The 25,221-nt window shown below is 62.9% G+C and carries 23 protein-coding genes; 8 read left to right on the top strand and 15 right to left on the bottom strand.

What is annotated here, in order from left to right; all coding sequences use genetic code 11:
- Positions 1-266: hypothetical protein (locus GXB81_RS10095; protein WP_205989028.1), on the top strand; the 266-nt coding region annotated here is incomplete at its 5' end.
- 14 nt (positions 267-280) lie between these two features.
- On the opposite strand, the gene asd is transcribed toward GXB81_RS10095, so the two are convergent.
- The 12 genes from asd to GXB81_RS10035 form a co-directional block, all read right to left on the bottom strand.
- On the bottom strand, positions 281-1,402 hold the full coding sequence (gene asd / locus GXB81_RS10090) for an aspartate-semialdehyde dehydrogenase (RefSeq protein ID WP_205989027.1): 1,122 nt from the start codon (positions 1,400-1,402) through the stop codon (positions 281-283).
- A 371-nt stretch (positions 1,403-1,773) separates the two neighbouring features.
- Positions 1,774-2,841, bottom strand: coding sequence for a 3-isopropylmalate dehydrogenase (gene leuB, locus GXB81_RS10085; protein ID WP_167039089.1), 1,068 nt, complete (start codon positions 2,839-2,841; stop codon positions 1,774-1,776).
- A gap of 113 nt (positions 2,842-2,954) precedes the next feature.
- On the bottom strand, positions 2,955-3,608 hold the full coding sequence (gene leuD / locus GXB81_RS10080; protein WP_167039087.1) for a 3-isopropylmalate dehydratase small subunit: 654 nt from the start codon (positions 3,606-3,608) through the stop codon (positions 2,955-2,957).
- A gap of 85 nt (positions 3,609-3,693) precedes the next feature.
- Entirely contained in the window at positions 3,694-3,852 is a 159-nt protein-coding gene (locus GXB81_RS10075; RefSeq protein ID WP_167039085.1) for an entericidin A/B family lipoprotein, read from the bottom strand.
- Between the two features lie 5 nt (positions 3,853-3,857).
- The gene (gene leuC / locus GXB81_RS10070; RefSeq protein ID WP_205989026.1) at positions 3,858-5,267 is read right to left on the bottom strand and encodes a 3-isopropylmalate dehydratase large subunit; all 1,410 of its coding nucleotides are present in this window, start codon (positions 5,265-5,267) and stop codon (positions 3,858-3,860) included.
- 331 nt (positions 5,268-5,598) lie between these two features.
- Positions 5,599-6,900 carry a citrate synthase gene (gltA, locus tag GXB81_RS10065; RefSeq protein ID WP_167039081.1) on the bottom strand — a complete coding sequence of 434 codons (1,302 nt, stop codon included), beginning with the start codon at positions 6,898-6,900 and terminating at the stop codon, positions 5,599-5,601.
- 72 nt (positions 6,901-6,972) lie between these two features.
- The gene (locus tag GXB81_RS10060) at positions 6,973-7,242 is read right to left on the bottom strand and encodes a succinate dehydrogenase assembly factor 2 (RefSeq protein ID WP_167039079.1); all 270 of its coding nucleotides are present in this window, start codon (positions 7,240-7,242) and stop codon (positions 6,973-6,975) included.
- A 1-nt stretch (position 7,243) separates the two neighbouring features.
- A complete protein-coding gene (locus tag GXB81_RS10055) occupies positions 7,244-7,948 on the bottom strand; it encodes a succinate dehydrogenase iron-sulfur subunit (protein ID WP_167039077.1) in 705 nt (234 codons plus the stop codon).
- A gap of 24 nt (positions 7,949-7,972) precedes the next feature.
- Positions 7,973-9,748: a succinate dehydrogenase flavoprotein subunit gene (gene sdhA / locus GXB81_RS10050; protein WP_167039075.1), complete on the bottom strand. Its 1,776-nt coding sequence runs from the start codon at positions 9,746-9,748 to the stop codon at positions 7,973-7,975.
- A 4-nt stretch (positions 9,749-9,752) separates the two neighbouring features.
- Positions 9,753-10,121, bottom strand: a complete 369-nt coding sequence (gene sdhD / locus GXB81_RS10045; RefSeq protein ID WP_167039073.1) for a succinate dehydrogenase, hydrophobic membrane anchor protein — start codon at positions 10,119-10,121, stop codon at positions 9,753-9,755.
- 3 nt (positions 10,122-10,124) lie between these two features.
- Positions 10,125-10,541 carry a succinate dehydrogenase, cytochrome b556 subunit gene (sdhC, locus tag GXB81_RS10040; RefSeq protein WP_167039071.1) on the bottom strand — a complete coding sequence of 139 codons (417 nt, stop codon included), beginning with the start codon at positions 10,539-10,541 and terminating at the stop codon, positions 10,125-10,127.
- A 157-nt stretch (positions 10,542-10,698) separates the two neighbouring features.
- Entirely contained in the window at positions 10,699-11,499 is an 801-nt protein-coding gene (locus tag GXB81_RS10035; protein WP_167039069.1) for a GntR family transcriptional regulator, read from the bottom strand.
- 506 nt (positions 11,500-12,005) lie between these two features.
- Between GXB81_RS10035 and GXB81_RS10030 the strand changes: the two genes are divergently transcribed.
- The 6 genes from GXB81_RS10030 to acnA all read left to right on the top strand — a co-directional run bounded on the left by GXB81_RS10030 (position 12,006) and on the right by acnA (position 20,347).
- On the top strand, positions 12,006-12,989 hold the full coding sequence (locus tag GXB81_RS10030; RefSeq protein ID WP_062128179.1) for a malate dehydrogenase: 984 nt from the start codon (positions 12,006-12,008) through the stop codon (positions 12,987-12,989).
- A 213-nt stretch (positions 12,990-13,202) separates the two neighbouring features.
- A complete protein-coding gene (locus tag GXB81_RS10025) occupies positions 13,203-14,219 on the top strand; it encodes an aldolase/citrate lyase family protein (protein WP_205989025.1) in 1,017 nt (338 codons plus the stop codon).
- A 52-nt stretch (positions 14,220-14,271) separates the two neighbouring features.
- Positions 14,272-15,471: a 2-methylcitrate synthase gene (gene prpC / locus GXB81_RS10020; RefSeq protein ID WP_205989024.1), complete on the top strand. Its 1,200-nt coding sequence runs from the start codon at positions 14,272-14,274 to the stop codon at positions 15,469-15,471.
- A 104-nt stretch (positions 15,472-15,575) separates the two neighbouring features.
- Positions 15,576-16,097 carry a hypothetical protein gene (locus GXB81_RS10015; protein WP_167039065.1) on the top strand — a complete coding sequence of 174 codons (522 nt, stop codon included), beginning with the start codon at positions 15,576-15,578 and terminating at the stop codon, positions 16,095-16,097.
- A gap of 29 nt (positions 16,098-16,126) precedes the next feature.
- Positions 16,127-17,590, top strand: a complete 1,464-nt coding sequence (locus tag GXB81_RS10010) for a bifunctional 2-methylcitrate dehydratase/aconitate hydratase (protein ID WP_205989023.1) — start codon at positions 16,127-16,129, stop codon at positions 17,588-17,590.
- A 42-nt stretch (positions 17,591-17,632) separates the two neighbouring features.
- Positions 17,633-20,347, top strand: coding sequence for an aconitate hydratase AcnA (gene acnA / locus GXB81_RS10005; RefSeq protein WP_205989022.1), 2,715 nt, complete (start codon positions 17,633-17,635; stop codon positions 20,345-20,347).
- 119 nt (positions 20,348-20,466) lie between these two features.
- On the opposite strand, the gene GXB81_RS10000 is transcribed toward acnA, so the two are convergent.
- Positions 20,467-21,918, bottom strand: a complete 1,452-nt coding sequence (locus GXB81_RS10000) for an MFS transporter (RefSeq protein ID WP_275691468.1) — start codon at positions 21,916-21,918, stop codon at positions 20,467-20,469.
- Positions 21,919-22,130: 212 nt separating this feature from the next.
- Between GXB81_RS10000 and GXB81_RS09995 the strand changes: the two genes are divergently transcribed.
- Complete coding sequence (locus GXB81_RS09995; protein ID WP_167284073.1) at positions 22,131-23,174, top strand: LacI family DNA-binding transcriptional regulator; 1,044 nt, start codon at positions 22,131-22,133, stop codon at positions 23,172-23,174.
- Positions 23,175-23,247: 73 nt separating this feature from the next.
- On the opposite strand, the gene GXB81_RS09990 is transcribed toward GXB81_RS09995, so the two are convergent.
- Positions 23,248-23,976: an SDR family oxidoreductase gene (locus tag GXB81_RS09990; RefSeq protein ID WP_205989021.1), complete on the bottom strand. Its 729-nt coding sequence runs from the start codon at positions 23,974-23,976 to the stop codon at positions 23,248-23,250.
- A gap of 38 nt (positions 23,977-24,014) precedes the next feature.
- Positions 24,015-25,211 carry an aldose 1-epimerase family protein gene (locus tag GXB81_RS09985; RefSeq protein ID WP_205989020.1) on the bottom strand — a complete coding sequence of 399 codons (1,197 nt, stop codon included), beginning with the start codon at positions 25,209-25,211 and terminating at the stop codon, positions 24,015-24,017.
- Positions 25,212-25,221 lie beyond the last annotated feature (10 nt).

Genomic DNA, 25,221 nt, shown 5'->3' with positions numbered 1-25,221 from the left:
GCGACCGCGCCGCCCATGCCGGCGCCCGCAAGCGCAAGCGCCAACGCAGCGGCAGCCGCCACAGTCGTCAGACGGTCTTTGAATCGACCTTTATCGTGATGGATGGACATAGCCCGAAGAGCGGAGCGTCGAAAGTTCATCGGGACTCCCGCTGCGTCAGCGCGCAGCCTTTTTTGCGATTGGAAAGAAACAAGATAATCGGAGCACACAATGAAAAAAGCGCCGCGCAAGCGCGACGCTTCTTGAGAGTTGTCTACGCGTCGTGAGCGCGTAGTTTACTTTACTTGTCGAGCACAATGCGAAGCATGCGACGCAGCGGTTCGGCCGCGCCCCACAGCAACTGATCGCCAACCGTGAAGGCCGACAGGTATTCGCCGCCCATCGCGAGCTTGCGCACGCGGCCAACCGGCACCGACAGCGTGCCCGTCACGACCGCCGGGGACAGATCGCGCATCGACGCTTCGCGTTCGTTCGGCACGACCTTGACCCAATCGTTGCCCGACGCGAGGATGCTGTTCACCTCGTCGAGCGGCACGTCCTTGTTCAGCTTGATCGTGAGCGCCTGTGAGTGGCAGCGCATTGCGCCGATCCGCACGCACAGGCCGTCGACCGGAATCGAGCCCGGCGCGCCCATGGCCGGGTTGCCGAGAATCTTGTTGGTTTCCGCGCCGCCCTTCCACTCTTCCTTCGACATGCCGTTGCCGAGGTCCTTGTCGATCCACGGAATCAGCGAGCCCGCGAGCGGCACGCCGAAGTGATCGGTCGGCATGCTGTCGCCGTTCATCGCTTCGAGCACGCGGCGGTCGATGTCGAGAATCGCCGAAGCCGGGTCGGCCAGCTCGCTCTTCACCGAGCCGTGCAGCGTGCCCATTTGCGACAGCAGTTCGCGCATGTTCTGCGCGCCCGCGCCCGATGCGGCCTGATACGTCATGGCCGTCATCCAGTCGACGAGGTTTTCGCGGAACAGGCCGCCCAGTGCCATCAGCATCAGGCTGACCGTGCAGTTGCCGCCGATGAAATTCTTCTGGCCCTTCACGAGCGCGTTCTTGATGACGTCGAGGTTGACCGGATCGAGAATAATGACCGCGTCGTCCTTCATGCGCAGCGACGAGGCCGCGTCGATCCAGTAGCCGTTCCAGCCTGCCGCGCGCAGCTTCGGGAACACGTCGTTCGTGTAGTCGCCGCCCTGGCAGGAGATGATCGCGTCGCACTTCTTCAGGTCGTCGATGCTTGTCGCATCCTTGAGCTTGGTCTCGTTTTTGGCGAACGACGGCGCGTTGCCGCCCGCGTTGCTGGTGCTGAAAAACACCGGTTCGATCAAGTCGAAATCGCCTTCCTGCTGCATGCGTTGCATCAGGACGCTGCCGACCATGCCGCGCCAACCTACGAGACCTACGTTCATGACTTCATACCCTTCGAATGGAAACTTCCCCGCATCTTTGCCCGCAGTGACCGCGCGGGGAAGATGGGCGGGCACGACGGACGATCAGCGCTTCGTGATCGTTTTCGGGGTAATCGTTTTGATGGTAATAATGGCGAACTCGATCGCACGGGCTGTTGTGCCGTGCGGTTTGGAAATCGAGGAGATTTGGGAGATCTGCGCCATCGCAACAATATACACGAAAACCGGAAGCCGGCGGCGCTTATCGCCGCCGCCAGGCTTGTTAAGCGAAAATCGACCTTAAATACGGGCCGATTCTCGTTTTTGCGGCTGTTTTTGCAGCCGTTTATTCGACGAATTCGACGGCCCGCTGACTGGCCAACTCGCGCTTTTTACAGCGCGGCCACGACGGCATCGCCCATCGCCGCCGTGCCGACCTGCTTGCAACCCGGCGTGAGAATGTCGCCGGTGCGATAGCCTTGCTCGAGCACCTTCTTCACCGCGGTTTCGATGCGATCGGCCTGCTCGGCCTTGTTCAGCGAATAGCGCAGCATCATCGCCGCGGAGAGGATCGTGGCGAGCGGATTCGCCACGCCCTTGCCCGCGATGTCCGGCGCGGAACCGTGCGACGGCTCGTACAGGCCCTTGCTGTTCTTGTCGAGCGAAGCCGACGGCAGCATGCCGATCGAGCCCGTCAGCATGGCCGCTTCGTCGGAGAGAATATCGCCGAACATGTTGCCGGTCACGATCACGTCGAACGACTTCGGCGCCTTCACGAGCTGCATCGCGGCGTTGTCGACGTACATGTGCGACAGCTCGACGTCCGCGTATTCCTTCGACACGTCGATCATCACGTCCTTCCAGAACTGCGACGTTTCGAGCACGTTGGATTTATCGACCGACGTCAGCTTCTTGTCGCGCTTTTGCGCTGCCTGGAACGCGACGTGCGCGATGCGGCGCACTTCGGGCTCCGAATAACGCATCGTGTCGAAGCCTTCCTTCGCACCGGCGAACAGGCCGTCCGGCGCCTCGCGCACGCCGCGCGGCGCGCCGAAGTAAATATCGCCGTTCAGTTCGCGCACGATCAGGATGTCGAGACCCGACACGATCTCTTCCTTCAGCGACGACGCGCCCGTGAGTTGCGGATAGCAGATGGCCGGACGGAAGTTCGCGAACAGCTCAAGGTGCTTGCGCAGACCGAGAATGGCCTGCTCCGGGCGCAGCGCGCGTTCGAGCTTGTCGTACTTCCAGTCGCCGACCGCGCCGAACAGGATCGCGTCGGCCTGCTTCGCGAGCGCGAGCGTCGAATCGGGCAGCGGATGGCCCTTCGCTTCGTAACCCGCGCCACCAACCGGTGCTTCTTCGAGTTCGAACTTTTCGCCGAGCACGTTCAGAACCTTGACGGCTTCCTTGACGATTTCGGGACCGATGCCGTCGCCCGGCAACACTGCGATCTTCATGCGAATTCCTTGATGATTTTCTTCGAGACTTTTGAGCACGATCCAGCGTGCGAACCGGGGCGCGAGCGCACGGCCCTCACGTGATCGAGCGCAACCGCGCTAACTGCGTGCGTTCAACCGACGAGGCGGTGATTGAGCCACGGCTGCTTGGCGAGGCGTTCCGCTTCGTACTGGCGGATTTTGTCCGCGTGACGCAGCGTGAGGCCGATATCGTCGAAACCGTTCAGCAGGCAGTACTTGCGGAACGCCGCGACGTCGAACGGATATTCGGTGCCGCCGTCGGTCGTGCGCACGACTTGCGCTTCGAGGTCGATCGTCAGCTGGAAGCCATTGAACGCGTACGTTTCGTTGAATAGATGATCGACCTGCTGTTCGGTCAGCGCGATCGGCAGCAAGCCGTTCTTGAAGCAGTTGTTGTAGAAGATGTCGGCGAAGCTCGGCGCGATCAGCGCGCGAAAGCCGTACTGCTGCAACGCCCAGGGTGCGTGTTCGCGCGAGCTGCCGCAGCCGAAGTTCTTACGCGCGAGCAGCACCGAAGCGCCCTGATAACGCGGCTGGTTCAGCACGAAGTCCGGGTTCAGCGGACGCTTCGAGTTGTCCTGGCCCGGTTCGCCGTGGTCGAGATAGCGCCATTCGTCGAACGCGTTCGGACCAAAGCCCGTGCGCTTGATCGACTTCAGGAACTGCTTCGGAATGATCGCGTCCGTGTCGACGTTCTCGCGATCGAGCGGCGCCACGACGCCGGTGTGTACGATGAATTTATCCATGACGCTTGCGCCTGTTCAGGACCGGGCGATGCGAACGGCGGCAGGAAAGCCGCGCGCCGCATCGCCGGCAAAAATCAAAAACCGCTTATTTATCAGCGTGATTGCTGATCGAATTGCCGAGGTGCGACATGTCCTCGCCGAATCCGTGCACCGTGTTGCAGCCGGCCAGGCCGAGCAGGAGCCCGGCGAGCGTGCCGAGTGCGAAGCGGCGCAATAGCGTGATGCGATTCGTGTTCTTCATCATGCGGATCATCCAAGCTTGCGAATATCGACAAAATGCCCTTCGATGGCCGCAGCCGCAGCCATCGCGGGGCTCACGAGGTGGGTACGGCCACCGGCGCCCTGACGGCCTTCGAAATTGCGATTCGACGTGGACGCGCAACGCTCGCCCGGCTCGAGCCGGTCGGCGTTCATCGCGAGACACATCGAGCAGCCCGGCTCGCGCCATTCGAAACCGGCGTCGGTAAAGACCTTGTCGAGGCCTTCACGCTCCGCTTGCGCCTTCACGAGCCCCGAACCCGGCACGACCATCGCCAGGCGGACGTTCGGCGCAACGCGGCGGCCGAGCTTCTTCACGACGTAAGCCGCGGCGCGAATGTCTTCGATGCGCGCATTGGTGCACGAGCCGATGAAGATTTTATCCGGCTTGATCGACTCGATCGGCGCGTTCGGTTCGAGCGCCATGTACTTGAGCGCGCGCTCGATCGCGTCGCGCTTGACCGGGTCCTTCTCGCGTTCCGGGTCCGGCACGCGGCCGTCGACCGACGTGACCATTTCCGGCGACGTGCCCCAGGTAACCTGCGGCACGATTTCCGCGGCATTCAGTTCGACCACGTGATCGAAATGCGCGCCGTCGTCCGACTTGAACTGCTTCCAGTACTCGACCGCGTGATCCCACTCGACGCCCTGCGGCGAGAACGGCCGGCCCTTCAGGTATTCGACCGTGGTGTCGTCGACGGCGACCATGCCGGCGCGCGCGCCCGCTTCGATCGCCATGTTGCAGACCGTCATGCGGCCTTCCATCGACAGCGAACGGATCGTCGAGCCGCCGAATTCGATCGCGTAGCCGGTGCCGCCCGCAGTGCCGATCTTGCCGATGATCGCGAGCACGATGTCCTTCGCGGTACAACCGCGCGGCAGCGGGCCCTCGACCTTCACGAGCATGTTCTTGCTCTTCTTCTGCAAGAGCGTTTGCGTGGCCAGCACGTGCTCGACTTCCGAGGTGCCGATGCCGTGCGCAAGCGCGCCGAACGCGCCGTGCGTGGACGTATGCGAATCGCCGCAGACAATCGTCATGCCCGGCAGCGTCGCGCCCTGCTCCGGTCCGATGATATGAACGATGCCCTGGCGCAGATCGTTCATCTTGAACTGCGTGATGCCGTACGCGTCGCAGTTCGTGTCGAGCGTGTCGACCTGCAGCTTCGAAACCGGATCGGCAATGCCGTGGGTGCGGTCCGTGGTCGGCACGTTGTGATCCGACACGGCCAGATTCGCGCTGATGCGCCACACCGGGCGCCCGGCTATCCTCAGGCCTTCGAACGCCTGCGGGCTGGTCACTTCATGCAGCAGATGACGGTCGATATAGAGAATCGCGGTGCCATCGTCTTCCGTGTGGATCACGTGCGTGTTCCACAATTTGTCGTAGAGAGTCTGTGCCATGGTATGCGGGGAAAATAGTAACTACGAGTGACTGCGGGCTGACTATGTCGGTTGATTATGCCACGCGATGCACCGCGATGGGCGGCTCATCCAACGAAAAAAACCGATAAAAAACAGGGAGTTGGCTGGTAGTGTCGATACCTGTATCGGCGTTACCCGGCACGCGCGGGACCTTCGCGATGCCGCTGCGGCACATACGCGCCTCGCGGCGGCCGCAAAAACAAAAACGCCTCAACGGTGGGCCCGTCGAGGCGTTTTATTCACTCCGATTGCTCGCCCGGTCGCGGCACGAATGCCGCGGCGCAGCGCGCGTATCGAGGTCGATCAGCGATTAGCGCTGTGCAAGCGGCTTCGCCTCACGCAGCGTCTCGCCGATGAAGAGCTGGCGCGGACGGCCGATCTTCTGCTCCGGATCGGCGATCATTTCGTTCCACTGCGCAATCCAGCCGACCGTGCGCGCCATCGCGAAGATGCACGTGAACATCGAGGTCGGGATGCCCAGCGCGCGCTGCACGATGCCCGAGTAGAAGTCGACGTTCGGGTACAGCTTGCGCGACACGAAGTATTCGTCTTCAAGCGCGATCTTTTCGAGTGCCATGGCGAGCTTGAACAGCGGATCGTCGTGCAGACCCAGTTCTTCGAGCACTTCGTGGCAGGTTTCGCGCATCAGCTTCGCACGCGGGTCGTAGTTCTTGTAGACGCGGTGACCGAAGCCCATCAGCTTCACGCCCGAGTTCTTGTCCTTGACCTGCTTGATGAACTCGGGAATGTTGTCGACCGAGCCGATTTCTTCGAGCATGTTCAGCGCGGCTTCGTTCGCACCGCCGTGCGCCGGGCCCCACAGACACGCGATACCGGCTGCGATACAGGCGAATGGATTCGCACCCGACGAACCGGCGAGACGCACGGTCGAGGTCGAGGCGTTCTGCTCGTGGTCCGCGTGCAGGATCAGGATACGGTCGAGCGCGCGCACGAGCACGTCATTGACCACGTACTCCTCGCACGGGTTCGAGAACATCATGCGCATGAAGTTCGCGCTGTACGACAGGTCGTTCTTCGGATAAACGAACGGCTGGCCGATGCTGTACTTGTACGCCATCGCGACGAGCGTCGGCAGCTTCGCGATCATGCGGATTGCCGAGACTTCACGGTGACGCGGATTGTTGATGTCGAGCGAGTCGTGATAGAACGCGGACAGCGCGCCGACCGCGGCGACCAGAATCGCCATCGGGTGCGCGTCGCGGCGGAAGCCGCGGAAGAAGAACTGCATCTGCTCGTGCACCATCGTGTGCTTCGTGACGGTGTCGACGAACTCGGTCTTCTGGGCGGCGTTCGGCAGTTCGCCGTTCAGCAGCAGGTAGCAGGTTTCGAGGAAGTCGGCGTTCTGCGCGAGGTTGTCGATCGCATAGCCGCGGTAGAGCAGTTCGCCCTTGTCGCCATCGATGTAGGTAATCGCCGAATTGCACGACGCCGTCGACATGAAGCCCGGATCGTACGTGAATTTGCCGGTCTGTCCGTACAGCTTGCGAATGTCGATAACATCCGGGCCAATCGTACCCTTGTAGATCGGCATTTCGACGCTCGGCGAATTGTCGCTGAACGATAGCGTGGCTTTAACATCTGACGGGGTCATAGCACATCCTCAATCGAAGTATGGATACGGGGTTTCGATAATTGCACGCCTGGATCAACGGACTGGCGGCACTCAAGCGTTGCGCAGTAACTCCAGAACCCGAACCACGTCCGGGTCGGCAAGATCGCCTTCTGGTTCCTTGCGCGCGAGTAGCAAGTCCATCAGGTCGTTGTCGCTCAGCTCGAGCAGGCGCGTGAGAGCGCCCACGTCGGCATCGCTGAGGTCATGCTCATATCGGCTGAAAAAACGCTCCATGAAAAGATCGTTTTCCAGCAGGCCCCGCCGCGCGCGCCAGCGAAGGCGCGCGCGGCGGAGAGGGTCGGACTGATGCGATGCGTCCATCTCAGACCGTGCGGCGAACCATCAATTCCTTGATCTTGCCAATCGCCTTGGTCGGGTTCAGGCCCTTCGGGCAAACGTCGACGCAATTCATGATGGTGTGGCAACGGAACAGACGGTACGGATCTTCCAGGTTGTCGAGGCGCTCGCCGGTCGCCTGATCGCGGCTGTCCGCGATGAAGCGATAGGCTTGCAGCAAACCGGCCGGGCCGACGAACTTGTCCGGGTTCCACCAGAAGCTCGGGCACGAGGTCGAGCAGCTGGCGCACAGGATACATTCGTAGAGGCCGTCGAGCTCGTCGCGCTCTTCCGGCGACTGCAGACGTTCCTTTTCCGGCGGCGGCGTATCGTTGATCAGGTACGGCTTGATCGAGTGATACTGGTTGAAGAACTGCGTGAAGTCGCAGATCAGGTCACGCACGACGGGCAGGCCCGGCAGCGGACGCAGCACGATCTTCTGCGGCAGGTCGTTCAGGTTCGTCAGGCACGCGAGGCCGTTCTTGCCGTTGATGTTCATTGCGTCCGAACCGCACACGCCCTCGCGGCACGAGCGACGGAACGACAGGGTTTCGTCGAGCGCCTTCAGCTTGACGAGCGCGTCGAGCAGCATGCGTTCGTGCGAGTCGATGTCGATCTCGTACGTTTGCATGCGCGGTGCGGCGTCCTTGTCCGGATCGTAGCGGTAAATTTCAAATGTACGCTTGGCCATTTCTGAATTCCTTTGACTTGTGCCTTAGAAGGTACGCGCTTTCGGCGGAACCGATTCGACGGTCAGCGGCTGCATGTGAACCGGCTTGTAGTCGAGGCGGTCGCCTTCGCTGAACCACAACGTATGGCGCAGCCAGTTTTCGTCGTCGCGATGTTCGAAGTCGTTGTGCGCGTGCGCGCCACGGCTTTCCTTGCGCGCTTCGGCGGAGACCATCGTGGCGCGTGCCACTTCGATCAGGTTCGCCACTTCGAGCGCTTCGACACGGGCCGTGTTGAACACCTTCGACTTGTCCTTCAGATGGATGTTGTCGACGCGCGCCGCCACTTCGCGGATCGCGTCGACGCCTTCGGCCAGCAGGGCCGAAGTACGGAACACGCCAGCATGCTTCTGCATCGTGCCGCGAATGTCGTTCGCGACCGACTGCGTGTACTCGCCCGACGACGAGCTATCGAGCTTCGCGAGACGCGACAGCGCGAAGTCGGCGGCGTCGGCCGGCAGCGGCTTGTGTTCCTTCAGTTCCTTCACGTGCTTGACGATATGGTTGCCGGCCGCGCGGCCGAACACCACGAGGTCGAGCAGCGAGTTCGTGCCGAGACGGTTCGCGCCGTGCACCGACACGCACGAGCATTCGCCCACAGCGTAGAAACCGTTGACGATTTCTTCATGACCCTTCGGCGTACCGACGACCTGGCCGTGAATATTCGTCGGAATACCGCCCATCTGATAGTGAATGGTCGGGATAACCGGGATCGGCTCTTTGATGCAGTCGACGTTCGCGAATTTCAGCGCGATTTCGCGGATCGACGGCAGACGCTTCATGATCGTCTCGGCTCCGATGTGCGACAGGTCGAGCAACACGTGATCCTTGTTCGGACCCACGCCGCGGCCTTCCTTGATTTCCTGGTCCATCGAACGCGAAACGAAGTCGCGCGGCGCCAGATCCTTCAGCGTCGGCGCGTAGCGTTCCATGAAACGCTCGCCGTTCGAGTTACGCAGAATGCCGCCTTCGCCGCGCACGCCTTCGGTAATCAGCACGCCCGCGCCGGCCACGCCGGTCGGGTGGAATTGCCAGAATTCCATGTCCTGCAGCGCGATGCCCGAACGGGCCGCCATGCCGAGGCCGTCGCCGGTGTTGATGAACGCGTTGGTCGACGCCGCGAAGATGCGGCCCGCGCCGCCCGTGGCGAACAGCGTGGTCTTGCCTTCGAGGATGTAGACGTCGCCGGTTTCCATTTCCAGCGCGGTCACGCCGAGCACGTCGCCGTCGGCGTCGCGGATCAGGTCCAGCGCCATCCATTCGACGAAGAACTGCGTCTTGGCCGCGACGTTCTGCTGGTACAGCGTGTGCAGCAGCGCGTGACCGGTACGGTCAGCCGCCGCGCAGGCGCGTTGCACCGGCTTTTCGCCATAGTTCGCGGTGTGGCCGCCGAACGGGCGCTGATAGATCGTGCCGTCGGCGTTACGGTCGAACGGCATGCCGAAGTGTTCGAGTTCGTAGACGGCGTTCGGTGCTTCGCGGCACATGAACTCGATCGCGTCCTGGTCGCCGAGCCAGTCGGAGCCCTTGATCGTGTCGTAGAAGTGGTAGTGCCAGTTGTCTTCGCTCATGTTGCCGAGCGAAGCGCCGATGCCGCCTTGCGCCGCGACCGTGTGCGAACGCGTCGGGAACACCTTGGACAGCACGCAAACCGACAGGCCGGCGCGCGCGAGTTGCAGCGACGCGCGCATCCCCGAGCCGCCCGCGCCGACGATGACCACGTCAAACTTGCGACGCGGCAGAGAATTCTTGATTGCAACCATGCTTTTATACTCTCCAGAGAATCTGCGCAGCGTAGCCCGCACATGCGAGCAACCAGACGATCGTCAGCGCCTGAAGCAGCAGACGCACGCCAACGGGCTTCACGTAGTCCATCCAGATATCGCGGATACCGACCCACGCGTGGTAGAACAGCGCGAGAAGCGTGACGAACGTGGCGAGCTTCATCCACTGCGTCGCGAAGATCGACGCCCAGCCGTCGTACGAGAAGTCGTGCGCGCCGAAGAACCAGGCGAGCAGGATCACGGTGTAGATCGCCATGATGCAGGCGGTGATGCGCTGGGCGAGCCAGTCGCGCAGACCGTAATGCGCACCGACGACGAGACGCTTCGAACCGATTCGGTTATTGGCTGACATTTTTTAGAATGCTCCGAACAGTTTGGCCGCGAATGCGATGGTGAGCAGCGACGACACGACCAACACGACGACCGAGGTCGACTTGCCCTTTTCCTTCGAGACCGCGTTGTGGTTCGTATCCATCACGAGGTGACGGACGCCGGCGCAGAAATGGAACAGGAAAGCCCACGCAAGAACGAGCGTGATCAGCTTGACGACGATGTTGGAGAGGAAGCCCTTGAAAACGTCGAAACTGAGTTCCGAGGTCAGGCTCTGATCGAAGAGGTACAGCAGGAACGGAAGAAATACAAACAACAAGGCACCACTCACGCGATGCAAAATCGACACGCGCCCCGCTAGCGGGAGACGGTACGACGTCAATATTTGCCCAATACCGATGTTCCGGAATTCCGGCCTCGGTTTTTTTACGGCTTCTGCCATGCTAGACCCCTACTATGTAGTCACACTAATCCGCGATTTTAGCGCCTTTTTATATCGCGCTGCAGCGAAAACCCCTACGGATTGATTGCCGCGAGCGCGATGAAGGCACCTTCCGAGAGGCACGCGTGTAGGACGCCACGCCTCGTTCCAGCCCAATTCAGCTCAGATCGTTCTGATAGTAATACCCGGTTGTGACATACCAACCCCGCCGGACTTCGACGGGGCGGTCCCCATAGGTATAGGACACGCGCTCCACAGAAAGCAACGGAAAACCCGCCGGCACATGCAGCAGGTCCGCCACGGAAGGCTCGGCCGCCACCGCGCGGATCTTCTCGGTCGCGCGAATCATGCGCGTGCCGAATTCCGTCTCGAACATCGCGTAGAGGGGGCCTTTGTACTCCGAGAGCCGCTCGAGCGTAAGCCCGCGGAACACGGCGCCCGGCAGCCAGATCTCGTCGAGCACGGTGACTTCGCCGTCGAATTGCAGCAGACGCTTGATCAGCACGACCGGGTCGGCCGGCTTCAGATCGAGCTGCCGGGCGATCTCCGCCGATGCCCGCAGGCGCCGGCATTCGAGCAGGCGGCTCACGTGCGGATGCTCGGCGCCGTCGTCGGCGAGCAGTCTCAGGAAGCGGAACTGCGCGCGATCTTCGTTGTGCGTCGCAACAAAAGTGCCTTTGCCCTGGCGGCGCACCAGCAGGTTGTCGGCGGCCAGTTCGTCGATCGCCTTGCGCACGGTGCCCTGGCTCACCTTGAAACGGGCCGCCAGTTCGACTTCACTCGGGATGATCTCGCCGGGCTTCCACTCGCCGCTTTCGAGACTCTGCGTAATCAGCCCCTTGATCTGCTGATATAGAGGGCTGAAAGTAGGCGACGCAACCGGTGCGGCAACGGGTACAGCCTCGCCCGCGGCCCCCTGGCCATTCGGGTTCACAGGATTCGCCGGGTTCGAATTCATGCGCGCATTTCATCATAAAGGGCCGGGGCGCGTCCAGACTTTTCCCGGCAAGAGATGTGTCTTATATAAGACATAAGATAATGTTGACTTTGTCTGTGTCGACTCCTACACTCCTTGTCGAGCAAGGGTTTGCGGGGTTTTCCGGCAGCTGTTTGATGCAGTGCCGCGACGCGCTGGCAACCACTCTGCACCATGCCGTTCCCTACGCAGTTCAGGTTTCGATTCGCCGCCATCCGCTGGCCAGACGCTTGCCGAAACGCGCTGTTCGCAGGAGTTCGCACCGTGCAGCGGCGGTCCGGCAGCGCACCATCCCGTCCCGCTCGGCAGTACAGGTTTCCGGCATGGCGGTCTTGCCGCAACGCGCCGTCCGGGCCCGGCATGCACCGGGTTCGTCGGCACATCCGTACGCGAGCAGTAAATCCGCCGTGTTTCATAACGCTTCGCTGAACGCGCATATAGAATGGCGTTTTTCCTAGCGTCTAACGCATCGTCCTGGAGATTTCTCAATGGCTAAGCCCGCAAAGCGCGTTGCCGTCACCGGCGCCGCAGGTCAAATCGCTTACTCCCTGCTGTTCCGCATCGCCAATGGCGACCTGCTCGGCAAGGATCAGCCGGTCATCCTGCAGCTGCTCGATCTGCCGCAAGCGCAAGCCGCCGTCAAAGGCGTCGTGATGGAACTGGATGATTGCGCCTTCCCGCTGCTGTCGGGCGTCGTGATCACGGACGACCCGAAGGTCGCGTTCAAGGACGCCGACATCGCCCTGCTGGTCGGCGCGCGTCCGCGTTCGAAAGGCATGGAGCGCAAGGACCTGCTGTCGGCCAACGCCGAAATCTTCACGGTTCAGGGCAAGGCGCTGAACGACGTCGCGAGCCGCGATGTGAAGGTGCTGGTGGTCGGCAACCCGGCCAACACGAACGCCTACATCGCCATGAAGTCGGCGCCGGATCTGCCGAAGAAGAACTTCACCGCGATGCTGCGCCTCGACCACAACCGCGCGCTGTCGCAACTGGCCGCCAAGTCGGGCAAGCCGGTCGCGTCGATCGAAAAGCTCGCCGTGTGGGGCAACCACTCGCCGACCATGTACCCGGACTTCCGCGTCGCAACGGCCGAAGGCCAGGACCTGACCAAGCTCATCAACGACGAAGAATGGAACCGCAACACGTTCATCCCGACCGTCGGCAAGCGCGGCGCGGCGATCATCGAAGCGCGCGGCCTGTCGTCGGCGGCCTCGGCGGCTAACGCGGCGATCGACCACGTGCGCGACTGGGTGCTCGGCACCAACGGCAAGTGGGTCACGATGGGCATTCCGTCGGACGGCTCGTACGGCATCCCCGAAGACATCATCTACGGCGTGCCGGTGACCTGCGAAAACGGCGAGTACAAGCGCGTCGAAGGTCTCGCCATCGACGCGTTCTCGCGCGAAAAGATGGACGGCACGCTGCAGGAACTGCTCGAAGAGCGCGAAGGCGTTCAACACCTGCTCGGCTAAGCCTCCGATGCAAACGAACCGGAACTCCGAAGCTTCAGCGCGGCGGGTTCCGGTTTTTTTCGCGCAAATTGCCGTGCGAATTGCCGTTGAAATCGCCACTGAAAGGCAGCGGTTCGCAACGGATTCGAGCCTGCTTTGCAGCTGCCGCGCAGCGCCTCTGCAGAGCACGCCCGAATCCGGTTTTCTCTAATCACCCCATCCTTCACGCCGAAGATGCGCGTTCTCACACCCGCCGAAGTGCTGTTTGACGGCGAAGCGCCGCCCGCTGTGCTGCCTGCCTGCGACCACTACGCCGGCAGCGAAAAGCTGATGCTGAAGTCGCTCGCGTTGCAGCAGCAACTGGGCCCGGTGTTCGATATCACGCTCGATTGCGAAGACGGCGCCCAGGTCGGCCGCGAGGCCGAGCATGCGGAACTCGTCGCGTCGTTGCTCGGCAGCGAGCACGACCGCTTCGGCCGCGTCGGCGTGCGCATCCACGACTTCGCTCACGCGCACTGGCGCGACGACGTGCGCCTGATTCTGCGCGCCGCGAAGCGAGCACCCGCTTACATCACGTTGCCGAAAATCCGCAACGTCCACGATGCGGCCGAAATGGTCGCGTTCATCGAAGCGACACGGCGCGAGCTGAACATCGCACAACCGGTGCCGGCGCAACTGCTGGTCGAAACTCACGGCGCGCTCACGCGCGTGTTCGAGCTGGCCGCGCTGCCGGGCGTCGAAGCGCTGAGCTTCGGCCTGATGGATTTCGTCTCCGCGCACGACGGCGCGATTCCCGACACGGCCATGCGCTCGCCGGGCCAGTTCGATCATCCGCTCGTGCGGCGCGCGAAGCTCGAAATCGCGGCCGCCTGCCATGCGCATGGCAAGGTGCCCTCGCATAACGTGAGCACCGAAGTGCGCGACATGAGCGTGGTCGCCAACGACGCCGCCCGCGCGCGCAACGAGTTCGGCTACACGCGCATGTGGAGCATCCATCCCGCGCAGATCGAGGCGATCGTCGCCGCGTTCGCGCCGCGCGACGAGGAAATCGCCACGGCCGCCGAAATCCTGCTGGCCGCGCAGTCCGCGCAATGGGGCCCGACGCGTCATGGCGATACGCTGCATGACCGCGCGAGCTATCGCTATTACTGGTCGGTGCTGCGCCGCGCGCAAACCACCGGCCGTGCGGTTCCGCCAGAAGCGGCGCCGCTGTTTGCGCAAGCAGGCGCTAACGGACAGTCCGGCACATGAGCCGCGCGGGTCAAACGGCGGCGGCAAGCCGGCACACAGGAGAAAGCGGAAGATGAGCGAGACGACGCAAACCGCTGGCGCAGTGGGCGGTAAGGAAGCACAAGGCGAAACGCAAAGCGGCTTCAAACCGAAGAAATCCGTCGCGCTGTCGGGTGTGACCGCGGGCAATACCGCGCTGTGCACGGTCGGCAAGACCGGCAATGACCTTCACTATCGCGGCTACGACATTCTCGACATCGCCGGTGCCTGCGAATTCGAGGAGATCGCCTATCTGCTGGTCCACGAAAAGCTGCCGACTGCCGCCGAACTGAAAGCCTATAAAACAAAGCTCAAGGGCCTGCGCGGACTGCCCGCCAACGTCAAGGCCGCGCTCGAATGGATTCCGGCCGCCGCGCATCCGATGGACGTGATGCGTACCGGCGTCTCGGTACTCGGCACCGTGCTGCCCGAGAAGGACGACCACAACCTGCCCGGCGCGCGCGATATCGCCGATAAGCTGATGGCCTCGCTCGGCTCGATGCTGCTCTACTGGTATCACTACTCGCACAACGGCAGACGCATCGAGGTCGAAACCGATGACGATTCGATCGGCGGCCACTTCCTGCATCTGCTGCATGGCGTCGAGCCGCCGAAGTCGTGGGTCGATGCGATGCACGTCTCGCTTAATCTCTACGCCGAACACGAGTTCAACGCCTCGACGTTCACGGGCCGCGTGATCGCGGGCACGGGCTCGGACATGTATTCGGCGATCACCGGTGCCATCGGCGCGCTGCGCGGTCCGAAGCATGGCGGCGCCAACGAGGTCGCCTTCGAGATCCAGTCGCGCTACCCGACGCCCGACGAAGCCGAGGCGGACATCCGTCGCCGCGTGGAGAACAAGGAAGTCGTGATCGGCTTCGGCCATCCGGTGTACACGATCTCGGACCCGCGCAACAAGGTCATCAAGGATGTGGCGCAGAAGCTCTCGAAGGAAGCAGGCAACACGAAGCTGTTCTCGATTGCGGAGCGGCTCGAAGCGGTGATGTGGGAAGCGAAGAAGATGTTCCCGAATCTGGACTGGTTCAGTGCGGTGTCGTATCACATGATGGGCGTGCCGACCGCGATGTTCACGCCGATCTTCGTGATCGCGCGTACGGCGGGCTGGAGCGCGCACATCATCGAGCAGCGCATCGACAACAAGATCATCCGGCCGAGCGCGAATTACACCGGCCCCGAGAATTTGAAGTACGTGCCGCTAAATAGGAGAAAATAGCGCTCGCTGCGCGCTTTCGAAGCGCGCGCAGTTCAACCCGCGCGGCCCCCGGAACCGGTCTCCCGTGCACTGTTTAACTGAAATTAGATAGAAAGGTTTTCTCCATGAAAAAGCTGATGATCGCCGCCGTGATTGGCGCCCTGTCCACGACGATGCTGTCCGTCTCGACTGACGCCGCCGCGCAAACGGCGACCACCACGAAGCCGACCACCAAGCCGGCTGCCAAGAAGGCCGTCGCCAAGCGTCCGGAACCGCGCCGCCTGATCAAGCGCAAGCCGAACCCGGCGAAGGAAGCGAAGGTCGATCCGGTACCGGACGGCGCCGAAAAGTGGTCGTGCAAGGACGGGCTTTCTTTCGAAATGAAAGGCGACATGAAGCGTGACCAGATCGTCACGGTTCACTGGGCCAACAAGAACTACAACCTGCCGCGCGAAACGACCACCACGGGCGCGGACCGCTTCCACGACGCCGCAAGCGGCATGGACCTGGTCGTGATCCCGACCAAGGCGATGCTGTTCCAGGACAAGGACAGCTCGCGTCTCGCCGACGAGTGCCAAACCGCAGCCATGGCGCAAGGCGCGCCGGCAGCGACGCAATCGAACGCGATCAACAAGCTCGGCAACTAACTGATTTCCGCCGTCAGGAACGCTCCCCGATGTCTGCTCCGCTGATGTCAGCGATATCGAACGTACGACCCGCCCCGGACACCGTCCTGGCGGATATCGTCGACTACGTTCTGAACTATCGGATCGACAGCACGCTCGCGCTGGAAACCGCGCGGCACTGTCTGATCGACACGCTCGGCTGCGGACTCGAGGCGCTCACCTACCCGGCCTGCACCAAGCTGATGGGACCGATCGTGCCGGGCACGATCGTCCCCAACGGCGCCAGGGTGCCCGGCACGTCGTTCCAGCTCGATCCGGTTCAGGCCGCCTTCAATATCGGCGCGATGATCCGCTGGCTCGACTTCAACGACACCTGGCTTGCCGCCGAATGGGGTCATCCGTCGGATAACCTCGGCGGAATTCTCGCGACGGCCGACTGGCTCTCGCGCACCGCCATCGCAGCGGGCAAGGCGCCGCTGACGATAAAAGACGTCCTGATCGCAATGATCAAGGCGCACGAAATTCAAGGCTGCATCGCGCTCGAAAACTCGTTCAACCAGGTCGGGCTCGATCACGTGCTGCTCGTCAAGCTCGCCTCGACCGCCGTGGTCGGCCAGCTGATCGGCCTCACGCGCGACGAACTGATCAACGCGGTATCGCAGGCGCTCGTCGATGGGCAGACGCTGCGCACCTACCGCCATGCGCCGAACACGGGTTCGCGCAAATCGTGGGCGGCCGGCGACGCGACTTCGCGCGCGGTGCGCCTCGCGCTGATTTCGAAGACCGGCGAGATGGGCTATCCGTCGGTGCTCACGGCAAAAACGTGGGGCTTTTACGACGTGCTGTTCAAGGGCAACGCGTTCAGGTTCCAGCGTCCGTACGGCTCGTACGTGATGGAAAACGTGCTGTTCAAGATTGCGTTTCCGGCCGAATTCCACGCGCAGACCGCCGTGGAAGCCGCGCTCGCGCTGCATGCGCAACTGGCCGCGCAAGGCCGGCGCGTCGAAGACATCAGCAAGATCACGATTCGCACGCACGAAGCGGCGCTTCGTATCATCGATAAGAAAGGGCCGCTCGACAATCCGGCCGACCGCGATCATTGCCTCCAGTACATGGTCGCGGTGCCGTTGATTTTCGGCCGCCTCACGGCCGCCGATTACGAAGAGTCGGTCGCGCGGGACGCACGCATCGACGCGCTGCGCGCGAAGATGGCATGCGTCGAAGACGCGCAATTCACGAAGGATTATCACGACCCGGAGAAGCGTTCGATCGCCAATGCATTGACGATCGAATTCGACGACGGGGCGAAGTTCGACGAAGTCGTAGTCGAATACCCGATCGGGCACAAGCGCCGTCGCGAAGACGGTATCCCGTTGCTGGTCGAGAAGTTCAGGACCAACCTCGCGCGGCGCTTTCCGGTCAAGCAGCAACTGGCGATTCTCGGCGTGTCGCTCGATCAGGCCAGGCTCGAATCGATGCCGGTCAATGAGTACGTCGATCTGTACGTCATCTAGGTTAAGTACTGTAGTTCCGCGATCCAAACCAAGGAAAACACCATGGCCCACAACCTCCACAAAACGCTCAAGGAATTCGACAGCGGTTCCGGCAAAGGCAAGTTCTACTCCCTGCCGCAACTCGGCAAGGCACTGAACATCAAGATCGACCGCCTGCCGGTTTCGATCCGTATCGTGCTGGAATCGGTGCTGCGTAACTACGACGGCAAGAAAATCGCCGAAGAACACATCACGCAACTGGCGAACTGGAAGCCGACCGCCGCGCGCGTCGACGAAATCCCGTTCGTCGTGTCGCGCGTCGTGCTGCAGGACTTCACGGGCGTGCCGCTGCTCGCCGACATCGCCGCAATGCGCGGCGTCGCGAAGGCCGTCGGCAAGAACCCGAAGTCGATCGAGCCGCTCGTGCCGGTCGACCTCGTCGTCGACCACTCGGTGCAGATCGACCACTTCCGCGAGAAGGGCGCGCTCGACCTGAACATGAAACTGGAATTCCAGCGCAACAACGAGCGCTACCAGTTCATGAAGTGGGGCATGCAGGCATTCGACACGTTCAAGGTCGTGCCGCCGGGCGTCGGCATCGTTCACCAGGTGAACCTCGAATACCTCGCACGTGGCGTGCACAAGAAGGCTGACGGCACGGACACCGTGTACTACCCGGATTCGCTCGTCGGCACCGACAGCCACACGACGATGATCAACGGCATCGGCGTAGTCGGCTGGGGCGTGGGCGGCATCGAAGCCGAAGCCGGCATGCTCGGCCAGCCGGTGTACTTCCTCACGCCGGACGTGGTTGGCGTGAACCTGAAGGGCAAGCTGCGCGAAGGCGTGACCGCCACCGACCTCGTGCTGACGATCACCGAACTGCTGCGCAAGGAAAAAGTGGTCGGCAAGTTCGTCGAGTTCTTCGGCGAAGGCACGCGCTCGCTGTCGCTGCCGGACCGCGCGACGATCGGCAACATGGCGCCGGAATACGGCGCGACGATGGGCTTCTTCCCGGTCGACGAAAAGACCATCGACTACTTCAACGGCACGGGCCGCACCGACGCCGAAATCTCCGCGTTCGAAAACTACTTCAAGGCGCAGGAGCTGTTCGGCATCCCGAGCGAAGGCGACATCGACTACACGAATGTCGTCACGCTCGATCTCGGCACGGTCGCGCCGTCGCTGGCCGGTCCGAAGCGTCCGCAAGACCGCATCGAAATCGGCAACGTGAAGTCGACCTTCAGCGACCTGTTCTCGAAGCCGGTCGCCGAAAACGGCTTTGCGAAGAAGGAAGCCGACCTCGACGCGCAATACACGACGAGCAACGGCGTCGACGTGAAGAACGGCGACGTGCTGATCGCCGCGATCACCTCGTGCACGAACACCTCGAACCCGAGCGTGCTGCTGGCTGCCGGTCTGCTCGCGAAGAAGGCTGTCGAGGCTGGCCTGACGGTCGCGCCGCACATCAAGACGTCGCTGGCGCCGGGATCGCGTATCGTCACCGAGTACCTGACGAAGACCGACCTGCTCAAGTACCTCGACAAGCTCGGCTTCACGCTGGCCGCTTACGGCTGCACGACCTGTATCGGCAACGCGGGCGACCTGACGCCGGAACTGAACGAAGCGATCACGAAGAACGACATCGTCGCGGCGGCGGTGCTGTCGGGCAACCGTAACTTCGAAGCGCGTATTCACCCGAACATCCGCGCGAACTTCCTCGCCTCGCCGCCGCTCGTCGTCGCCTACGCGATCGCCGGCAACATCACGCGCGACCTGATGACCGAGCCGGTCGGCAAGGGCAAGGGCGGCAAGGACATCTACCTGGGCGACATCTGGCCGACCAGCGAAGAAGTCAACGCGCTGCTGAAGTACGCGCTCGACGCCGACGCGTTCCGCAAGAACTACTCGCAGCTCACGAAGAAGGGCGACCTGTGGAGCAAGATCGAGGGCGAGGAAGGCCAGGTCTACGACTGGCCGAAGTCGACCTACATCGCCGAGCCGCCGTTCTTCGGCAAGGACTTCTCGATGACGCCGGACACCAGCATCGCGCCGGTCAAGGGCGCGCGCGCACTGGGCATCTTCGGTGACTCGGTCACGACCGACCACATCAGCCCGGCCGGCTCGATCAAGGAAGACTCGCCGGCAGGCAAGTGGCTGAAGGCGAACGGCGTGCAGAAGGCCGACTTCAACAGCTACGGCTCGCGCCGCGGCAACCACGACGTGATGATGCGCGGCACGTTCGCGAACGTCCGCATCAAGAACCTGATGATCCCGGCGAAGGCGGACGGCACGCGCGTCGAAGGCGGCCTGACGATTCACCAGCCGAGCGGCGAACAGCAGTCGATCTACGACGCAGCGATGAAGTACATCGACGCCGGCACGCCGACCGTCGTGTTCGCGGGCGAAGAGTACGGCACGGGCTCGTCGCGCGACTGGGCGGCGAAGGGCACGCAACTGCTCGGCGTGAAGGCCGTGGTCGCACGCAGCTTCGAGCGTATCCACCGCTCGAACCTCGTCGGCATGGGCGTTCTGCCGCTGCAGTTCAAGGGCTCGGATAGCGTGCAGTCGCTCGGCATCACCGGCGAAGAAACGTACGACATCGAAGGCCTCGGCGACGACTTCAAGCCGCAACAGGAAGTCACGCTCGTGATCCACGGCAAGGACGGCGACAAGCGCGTTCCGGTCCTGCTGCGTATCGATACGCCGATCGAAGTCGACTACTACAAGCACGGCGGGATTCTGCCGTTCGTGCTGCGTTCGCTGCTGGCTGCTTAAGCTCGGCGACGACGCAAACAGCCTCGCTGTTTTGCAGGGGCTGCGTCCTGTGGAGGGCGCAGCCGACTTTGAAGCCCGACCTTTGGTCGGGCTTTTTTTGTCAAGATTCGAACAGGCAATCAGCGGCTCGCCGGCTGCAGTTCAAAACGTTGAATCTTTCCGACGACGAACAGGTAGCAGACGATTGCAATGAGCGCATTGGCGCTCACGAACACCAGCGCGGCCGCGAACGAACCCGTCCCCTGGACCAGATAGCCGATCACGATCGGCGTGGTAATGCCCGCGGTGTTGCCGAACGTGTTGAATAGCGCCGCGCACAGGCCGCTTGCCTGCTTCGGCGCGGTGTCCGCGACGACCGCCCAGCCGAGCGCGCCAATGCCCTTGCCGAAGAAAGCCGCGGCCATGATGCCGACCACGATCCACTGATTGTCGACATAGTTGCAGGCGATCATGCAGGTCGACAGCAGCATCCCCACGACAATGGGCACTTTGCGGGCCGCCGTCGTGGAAAAGCCGTGCTTCATCATGCGGTCCGAAATCACGCCACCGAGCACGCCGCCAAGAAAGCCGCATATCGCCGGAATGGACGCGACGAAGCCGGCCTTCAGAACGGACATATGGCGCTCCTGCACCAGGTAAATCGGAAACCACGTCAGGAAGAAATAGGTCAGCGTGGTGATGCAGTACTGTCCGACGAAGACCCCCATCATCATTCTGTTTTTCAGAAGCTGCCCGACCACGCCGGACGATTTCGCAGCCGCGGACTGGCCCGTCGATTGCGCCGCGCGGCGCTCTTCGGCGAGCACCGGGTCTTCGAGATCGACAAGCGCGCCGCCGTCGGCGATGAAGCGGACTTCAGCCTCGTTCGCGAGCGGATGGGCTTTGGGCGCATAGACCGTCTTGACCCAGATGCCCGCGATCACCACGCCGATCCCGCCCATCGTAAAGAACACGTACGGCCAGCCGTAGGCGTGCGTGATCCAGCCCATCAACGGCGTGAAAATCACCGCCGCGAAGTACTGCGCGGAATTGAAGATGGCGCTGGCGGTGCCGCGTTCGTGCGTCGGGAACCATGCCGCGGTCAAGCGCGAATTGCCGGGGAATGCCGGTGCTTCGGCGGCGCCGACCAGAAACCGCAACACGAACAGCGTGGCGACGGCCATCACCGCAGGCAGCAGCGTAACCACCCCCTGGAGCGCGGTCAGGATCGACCAGAACAGGATGCTGCCGGCATACACCCGCCTTGTGCCGAAACGGTCGAGCAGCCACCCGCCCGGTATCTGCGCGATCACGTACGACCACGCGAACGACGAAAAGATGTACCCCATCTCAACGGGGGACACGCCGAGCGAATGCTGGATCGACGAGCCCGTGATCGAAATCGTCGCGCGATCCGCGAAGTTCAGGGTCGTGACCACGAACAGCATCGCAACGATCAGGAATCGCGCCCGGCTTCTACCGGCATGCGGATCGGTCCGCCCCCCGGCCGAAGGCAGCGAGCCTGCTCCGAGGTCCGGTCCGGGTGCCGCGCTGCCCTGCATCTCACCTGTATGCCCAGGTCCTTGTCGCATCTGTGCCTCCGATTTTTATCAGATGTCCTATGACTGCGACAGATTATGTTTGCGCAAACATTTTTAAAATAAGGGTTTCCCCAGTGTTTTAGGCTATCTAAACATACGATGTCATATGATATATATCGCATTTTCCCAGACCTTTAACCCCGGCACACAACGGGGAGGCGGAAAAAATCCGCTTAAAATAACGTCCACCGACGGAGCAAGGAATGGACGAAGCTTTGACACAAGACGCCGCAGGACAGGCCCCCCGGACCGGCGCGAGCGTTACCCTGGAAGATGTGGCCCGGGTCGCGGGCGTCACCGCGATGACGGTGTCCCGCGCACTGAATCGCCCCGAACTCGTCCGCAGTGAAACGCAAAAGCGGGTTATCGAGGCGGTTCGCAAGACGGGCTACGTGCCGAACATGCTGGCCAGCGGATTGACGAGCAACAGGAGCCGGCTGGTGGCCTTGCTGTTGCCCACCATTGCGACGTCCATCTTTACGGATATGGTCCAGGCGCTGATGCACACGCTGTCCGCGTCGGGCTACGAGACCCTCCTCGGCCTGACGGAATACTCCTCGATGCGCGAGGAAGAACTGGTTCGCACCCTGCTCGGCCGGCGGCCCGACGGGATCGTCCTGACCGGCACCGACCACACGGACCTCACGCTCGAACGGCTGAGCCAGGCCAACGTGCCCATCGTCGAGATCTGGGACCTCACCGATAAGCCCATCGACATGCTGGTCGGGTTCTCGCACGAGGCGCTCGGCTCGGCGGTCGCGCGGCACCTCATGGAAAAGGGCTACAAGCGGTTCGGCGTCGTTTCCGCGGACGACCCGCGAGGATTGAGGCGGAGCCACGCCGTCATCAACGAACTGCAAAAGCACAGTGCGTCGCCAATTCCCCTTGAAGTGCTCCCCGCACCGGCGACGCTCCAGACCGGCAGGGAAGGCCTGACGCGGATGCTCGAAGCGGGGCTGCCGGAAGTCATCGTCTGCAGCACCGATACGCTGGCTCAAGGCATTCTGGCCGAGGCGGCAAGCCGCGGCCTGCGCATTCCCGAAGACGTCGCGGTCATGGGATTCGGCGACCTGAGTACGGCCGCTCATGTTTATCCCGCGCTATCGACCGTGCGCGTCGATGGAGCCGCGATCGGCAAGACCGCGGCCGAAGCGTTGCTGGGCCGCTTCGGTGCGCGCGAGAGCGCCTCTTCGGCGCCCGTTCGGGTCGATACGGGGTTTTCGATCATCGACCGGGCGAGCGCATAGCGGCGCGTGCCGCGATTGATATGCGCGGTATCGACGTCTCAAACGGCGGGCGCGTGCGGGCTCACGCGCACGATCAGCGCATCACCCATCCCCCATCCACGGACAGCGTCTGCCCGGTAATGAACCCCGCTTCCTCGGAGGCGAGAAAGACGACCGCGGCGGCAATATCGTTCGCGTGGCCGCGCCGCTTGATGGACTGGCGCTCGAGCACCATGCGCTCGTAACCCGGCAGGTCGGGATGGATGGCCTCGGCCGCCGTCGGAAATGCGCCCGGCGAGATCGCATTGCAGGTGATGCCCTCGGCGCCGAACTCCCGCGCGAGCGCGCGCGTGTTGCCGACCATCGCGCCCTTGGATTCCACATAGGGCTGCAACCGCTCCCAGCCGCCCGAAAGCGTGATGGACGCGACGTTGATAATGCGGCCCCATCGCTGTTCGCGCATGCCCGGCAGCGCCGCGCGAACGATCTGCAGTGCGGCCGAAACGTTCACGCGGTAAATCAGCGCGCGCTCGTCGTCGGAATACGCTTCGAAGGGCCTGGACGGATAAATGGCCGCGTTGTTGATGACCACGTCGAGCGGCGCCTCGGCCGTCAGCCGGTCTAGTGTCCGCTGCAACGCGGCTGCGTCGGCGAGATCGATCTGCAGGGTTTGCAATGAGTCGGCGAACTCGGGCCCCGCCGCGTCGCGCAACCGCGCCAGCGCCTCGACGTCGCGATCGAGCGCGAGCAGGCGCGCGCCCTGCCGCAACAGCGCCAGGCTCATGCCGTGGCCGAGCCCGCCCGCCGCGCCGGTCAGCAACACGCGCCGGCCACGCAAGGAAAACTGCATCGCTTGCGCGCTCATACGGCGGCTCCTCGTCCTTCGCGTCCGCTCAACGGCGCAAACTGGCCGGAGAGTTCGGGGTAGTCGTCGGACGGCTGTTCGGCAATCGCGCGAATGCGCCGCTCGCTGCCAGCAATTTCATCCGCGCCGGCGAGGATGCGGATGTTGGTCCGATAGCGGCGCTCGTCGCCATGTTCGAGCCAGATCAGTTCGCCGCGCTCGCGCGCGCCGCCTTCTCCGAGCACGTGATTCGTCGAGGGCTCGATGCCGAGCGCGTACTGTCCGGCCTGCAGGTTCTGCCATTGATACTGACAGGGAAACTGGTCCTTGCGGGTCGTCACTTCCACGCCGATGCCGAGCCGGTCGTTGACCAGCGCCACGGGCACGAGGCCCGCGTCGTCCGCCTTCATTTCGTGCTGCCAGACCTGCTCGTGAAAACCCAGCCGGGGCGCCGGCATGCGCCGATAGCCGACTCCCTGGGCACGGTACGCATCGGCATGTGCCGCCCATACCGCGTGCCGGATCGGCGCGAGGTAGCGGGCGCCCTCGTCGAGCACCGGGTAGCCGATGTTCAGGTGGTAGCACAGCATGTGCGGCGTGCGGTAGAAACCGCGATTGACCACGCGGTCGCTCAGTTGAATGTCGTTGGTGCCCACCTCGATCTCGATGCGCCGGTGCAATTCCAGGTGCTCGCCGAACACCGTGCCCTGCGAAACGATGCCCTCGGCCCACAGGAAGCAGCGCTCTCCGTCCCAACGCTCGCCATAGCCCGCGAGGCGCGCCGGGATCGTGCCGACCCGGCCGTGGATCGAGTGCTGCACCTTCTGGCGCGGCTTGTACACGTAGTTGTCGGCCGGCGCGTCATGCATGAAGAGGATATGGTCCAGCCCGCAGGTGACCATCAGGCCCGAAAACGATCGCAGCCAGCCGAGACCGCCCTCGCCCTCGTACTCGTGCAGGCCAGGATGCCGGAAACCGGCGGGCGAATGCCAGCCCACCGCATAGCCGCGAAACTCGCAGTCGGCGATATCCATCGCGCGATCCACCAGCACGGTAAAGCGCAGACCCGTGCCGCTGCGAAACTCCAGTTGCCGGATGCCGCGCTCCAGGCCATCTTCGAGCGTGACCAGTCGCACGCCGGCAAACTGGGCCAGTTGTCCGCAGCGCGCTTCGATCTGCTGCCGGTTCATCGTCGTGGCGTATAGCTGCACCATGTGTACGTCT

It is taken from the genome of Paraburkholderia sp. Ac-20336, assembly GCF_017105025.1.
In the GTDB taxonomy this organism is placed as follows: Bacteria; Pseudomonadota; Gammaproteobacteria; order Burkholderiales; family Burkholderiaceae; genus Paraburkholderia.
Note: the sequence above shows the minus strand (reverse complement) of the source record. Positions and strands in the feature narration are given on the sequence as shown.

Coding starts and splice junctions, on each gene's coding strand:
- asd (WP_205989027.1), bottom strand. CDS start 1,402: ATGAACGTAGGTCTCGTAGGTTGGCGCGGCATGGTCGGCAGCGTCCTG.
- leuB (WP_167039089.1), bottom strand. CDS start 2,841: ATGAAGATCGCAGTGTTGCCGGGCGACGGCATCGGTCCCGAAATCGTC.
- leuD (WP_167039087.1), bottom strand. CDS start 3,608: ATGGATAAATTCATCGTACACACCGGCGTCGTGGCGCCGCTCGATCGC.
- GXB81_RS10075 (WP_167039085.1), bottom strand. CDS start 3,852: ATGATGAAGAACACGAATCGCATCACGCTATTGCGCCGCTTCGCACTC.
- leuC (WP_205989026.1), bottom strand. CDS start 5,267: ATGGCACAGACTCTCTACGACAAATTGTGGAACACGCACGTGATCCAC.
- gltA (WP_167039081.1), bottom strand. CDS start 6,900: ATGACCCCGTCAGATGTTAAAGCCACGCTATCGTTCAGCGACAATTCG.
- GXB81_RS10060 (WP_167039079.1), bottom strand. CDS start 7,242: ATGGACGCATCGCATCAGTCCGACCCTCTCCGCCGCGCGCGCCTTCGC.
- GXB81_RS10055 (WP_167039077.1), bottom strand. CDS start 7,948: ATGGCCAAGCGTACATTTGAAATTTACCGCTACGATCCGGACAAGGAC.
- sdhA (WP_167039075.1), bottom strand. CDS start 9,748: ATGGTTGCAATCAAGAATTCTCTGCCGCGTCGCAAGTTTGACGTGGTC.
- sdhD (WP_167039073.1), bottom strand. CDS start 10,121: ATGTCAGCCAATAACCGAATCGGTTCGAAGCGTCTCGTCGTCGGTGCG.
- sdhC (WP_167039071.1), bottom strand. CDS start 10,541: ATGGCAGAAGCCGTAAAAAAACCGAGGCCGGAATTCCGGAACATCGGT.
- GXB81_RS10035 (WP_167039069.1), bottom strand. CDS start 11,499: ATGAATTCGAACCCGGCGAATCCTGTGAACCCGAATGGCCAGGGGGCC.
- GXB81_RS10030 (WP_062128179.1), top strand. CDS start 12,006: ATGGCTAAGCCCGCAAAGCGCGTTGCCGTCACCGGCGCCGCAGGTCAA.
- GXB81_RS10025 (WP_205989025.1), top strand. CDS start 13,203: ATGCGCGTTCTCACACCCGCCGAAGTGCTGTTTGACGGCGAAGCGCCG.
- prpC (WP_205989024.1), top strand. CDS start 14,272: ATGAGCGAGACGACGCAAACCGCTGGCGCAGTGGGCGGTAAGGAAGCA.
- GXB81_RS10015 (WP_167039065.1), top strand. CDS start 15,576: ATGAAAAAGCTGATGATCGCCGCCGTGATTGGCGCCCTGTCCACGACG.
- GXB81_RS10010 (WP_205989023.1), top strand. CDS start 16,127: ATGTCTGCTCCGCTGATGTCAGCGATATCGAACGTACGACCCGCCCCG.
- acnA (WP_205989022.1), top strand. CDS start 17,633: ATGGCCCACAACCTCCACAAAACGCTCAAGGAATTCGACAGCGGTTCC.
- GXB81_RS10000 (WP_275691468.1), bottom strand. CDS start 21,918: ATGCGACAAGGACCTGGGCATACAGGTGAGATGCAGGGCAGCGCGGCA.
- GXB81_RS09995 (WP_167284073.1), top strand. CDS start 22,131: ATGGACGAAGCTTTGACACAAGACGCCGCAGGACAGGCCCCCCGGACC.
- GXB81_RS09985 (WP_205989020.1), bottom strand. CDS start 25,211: ATGGTGCAGCTATACGCCACGACGATGAACCGGCAGCAGATCGAAGCG.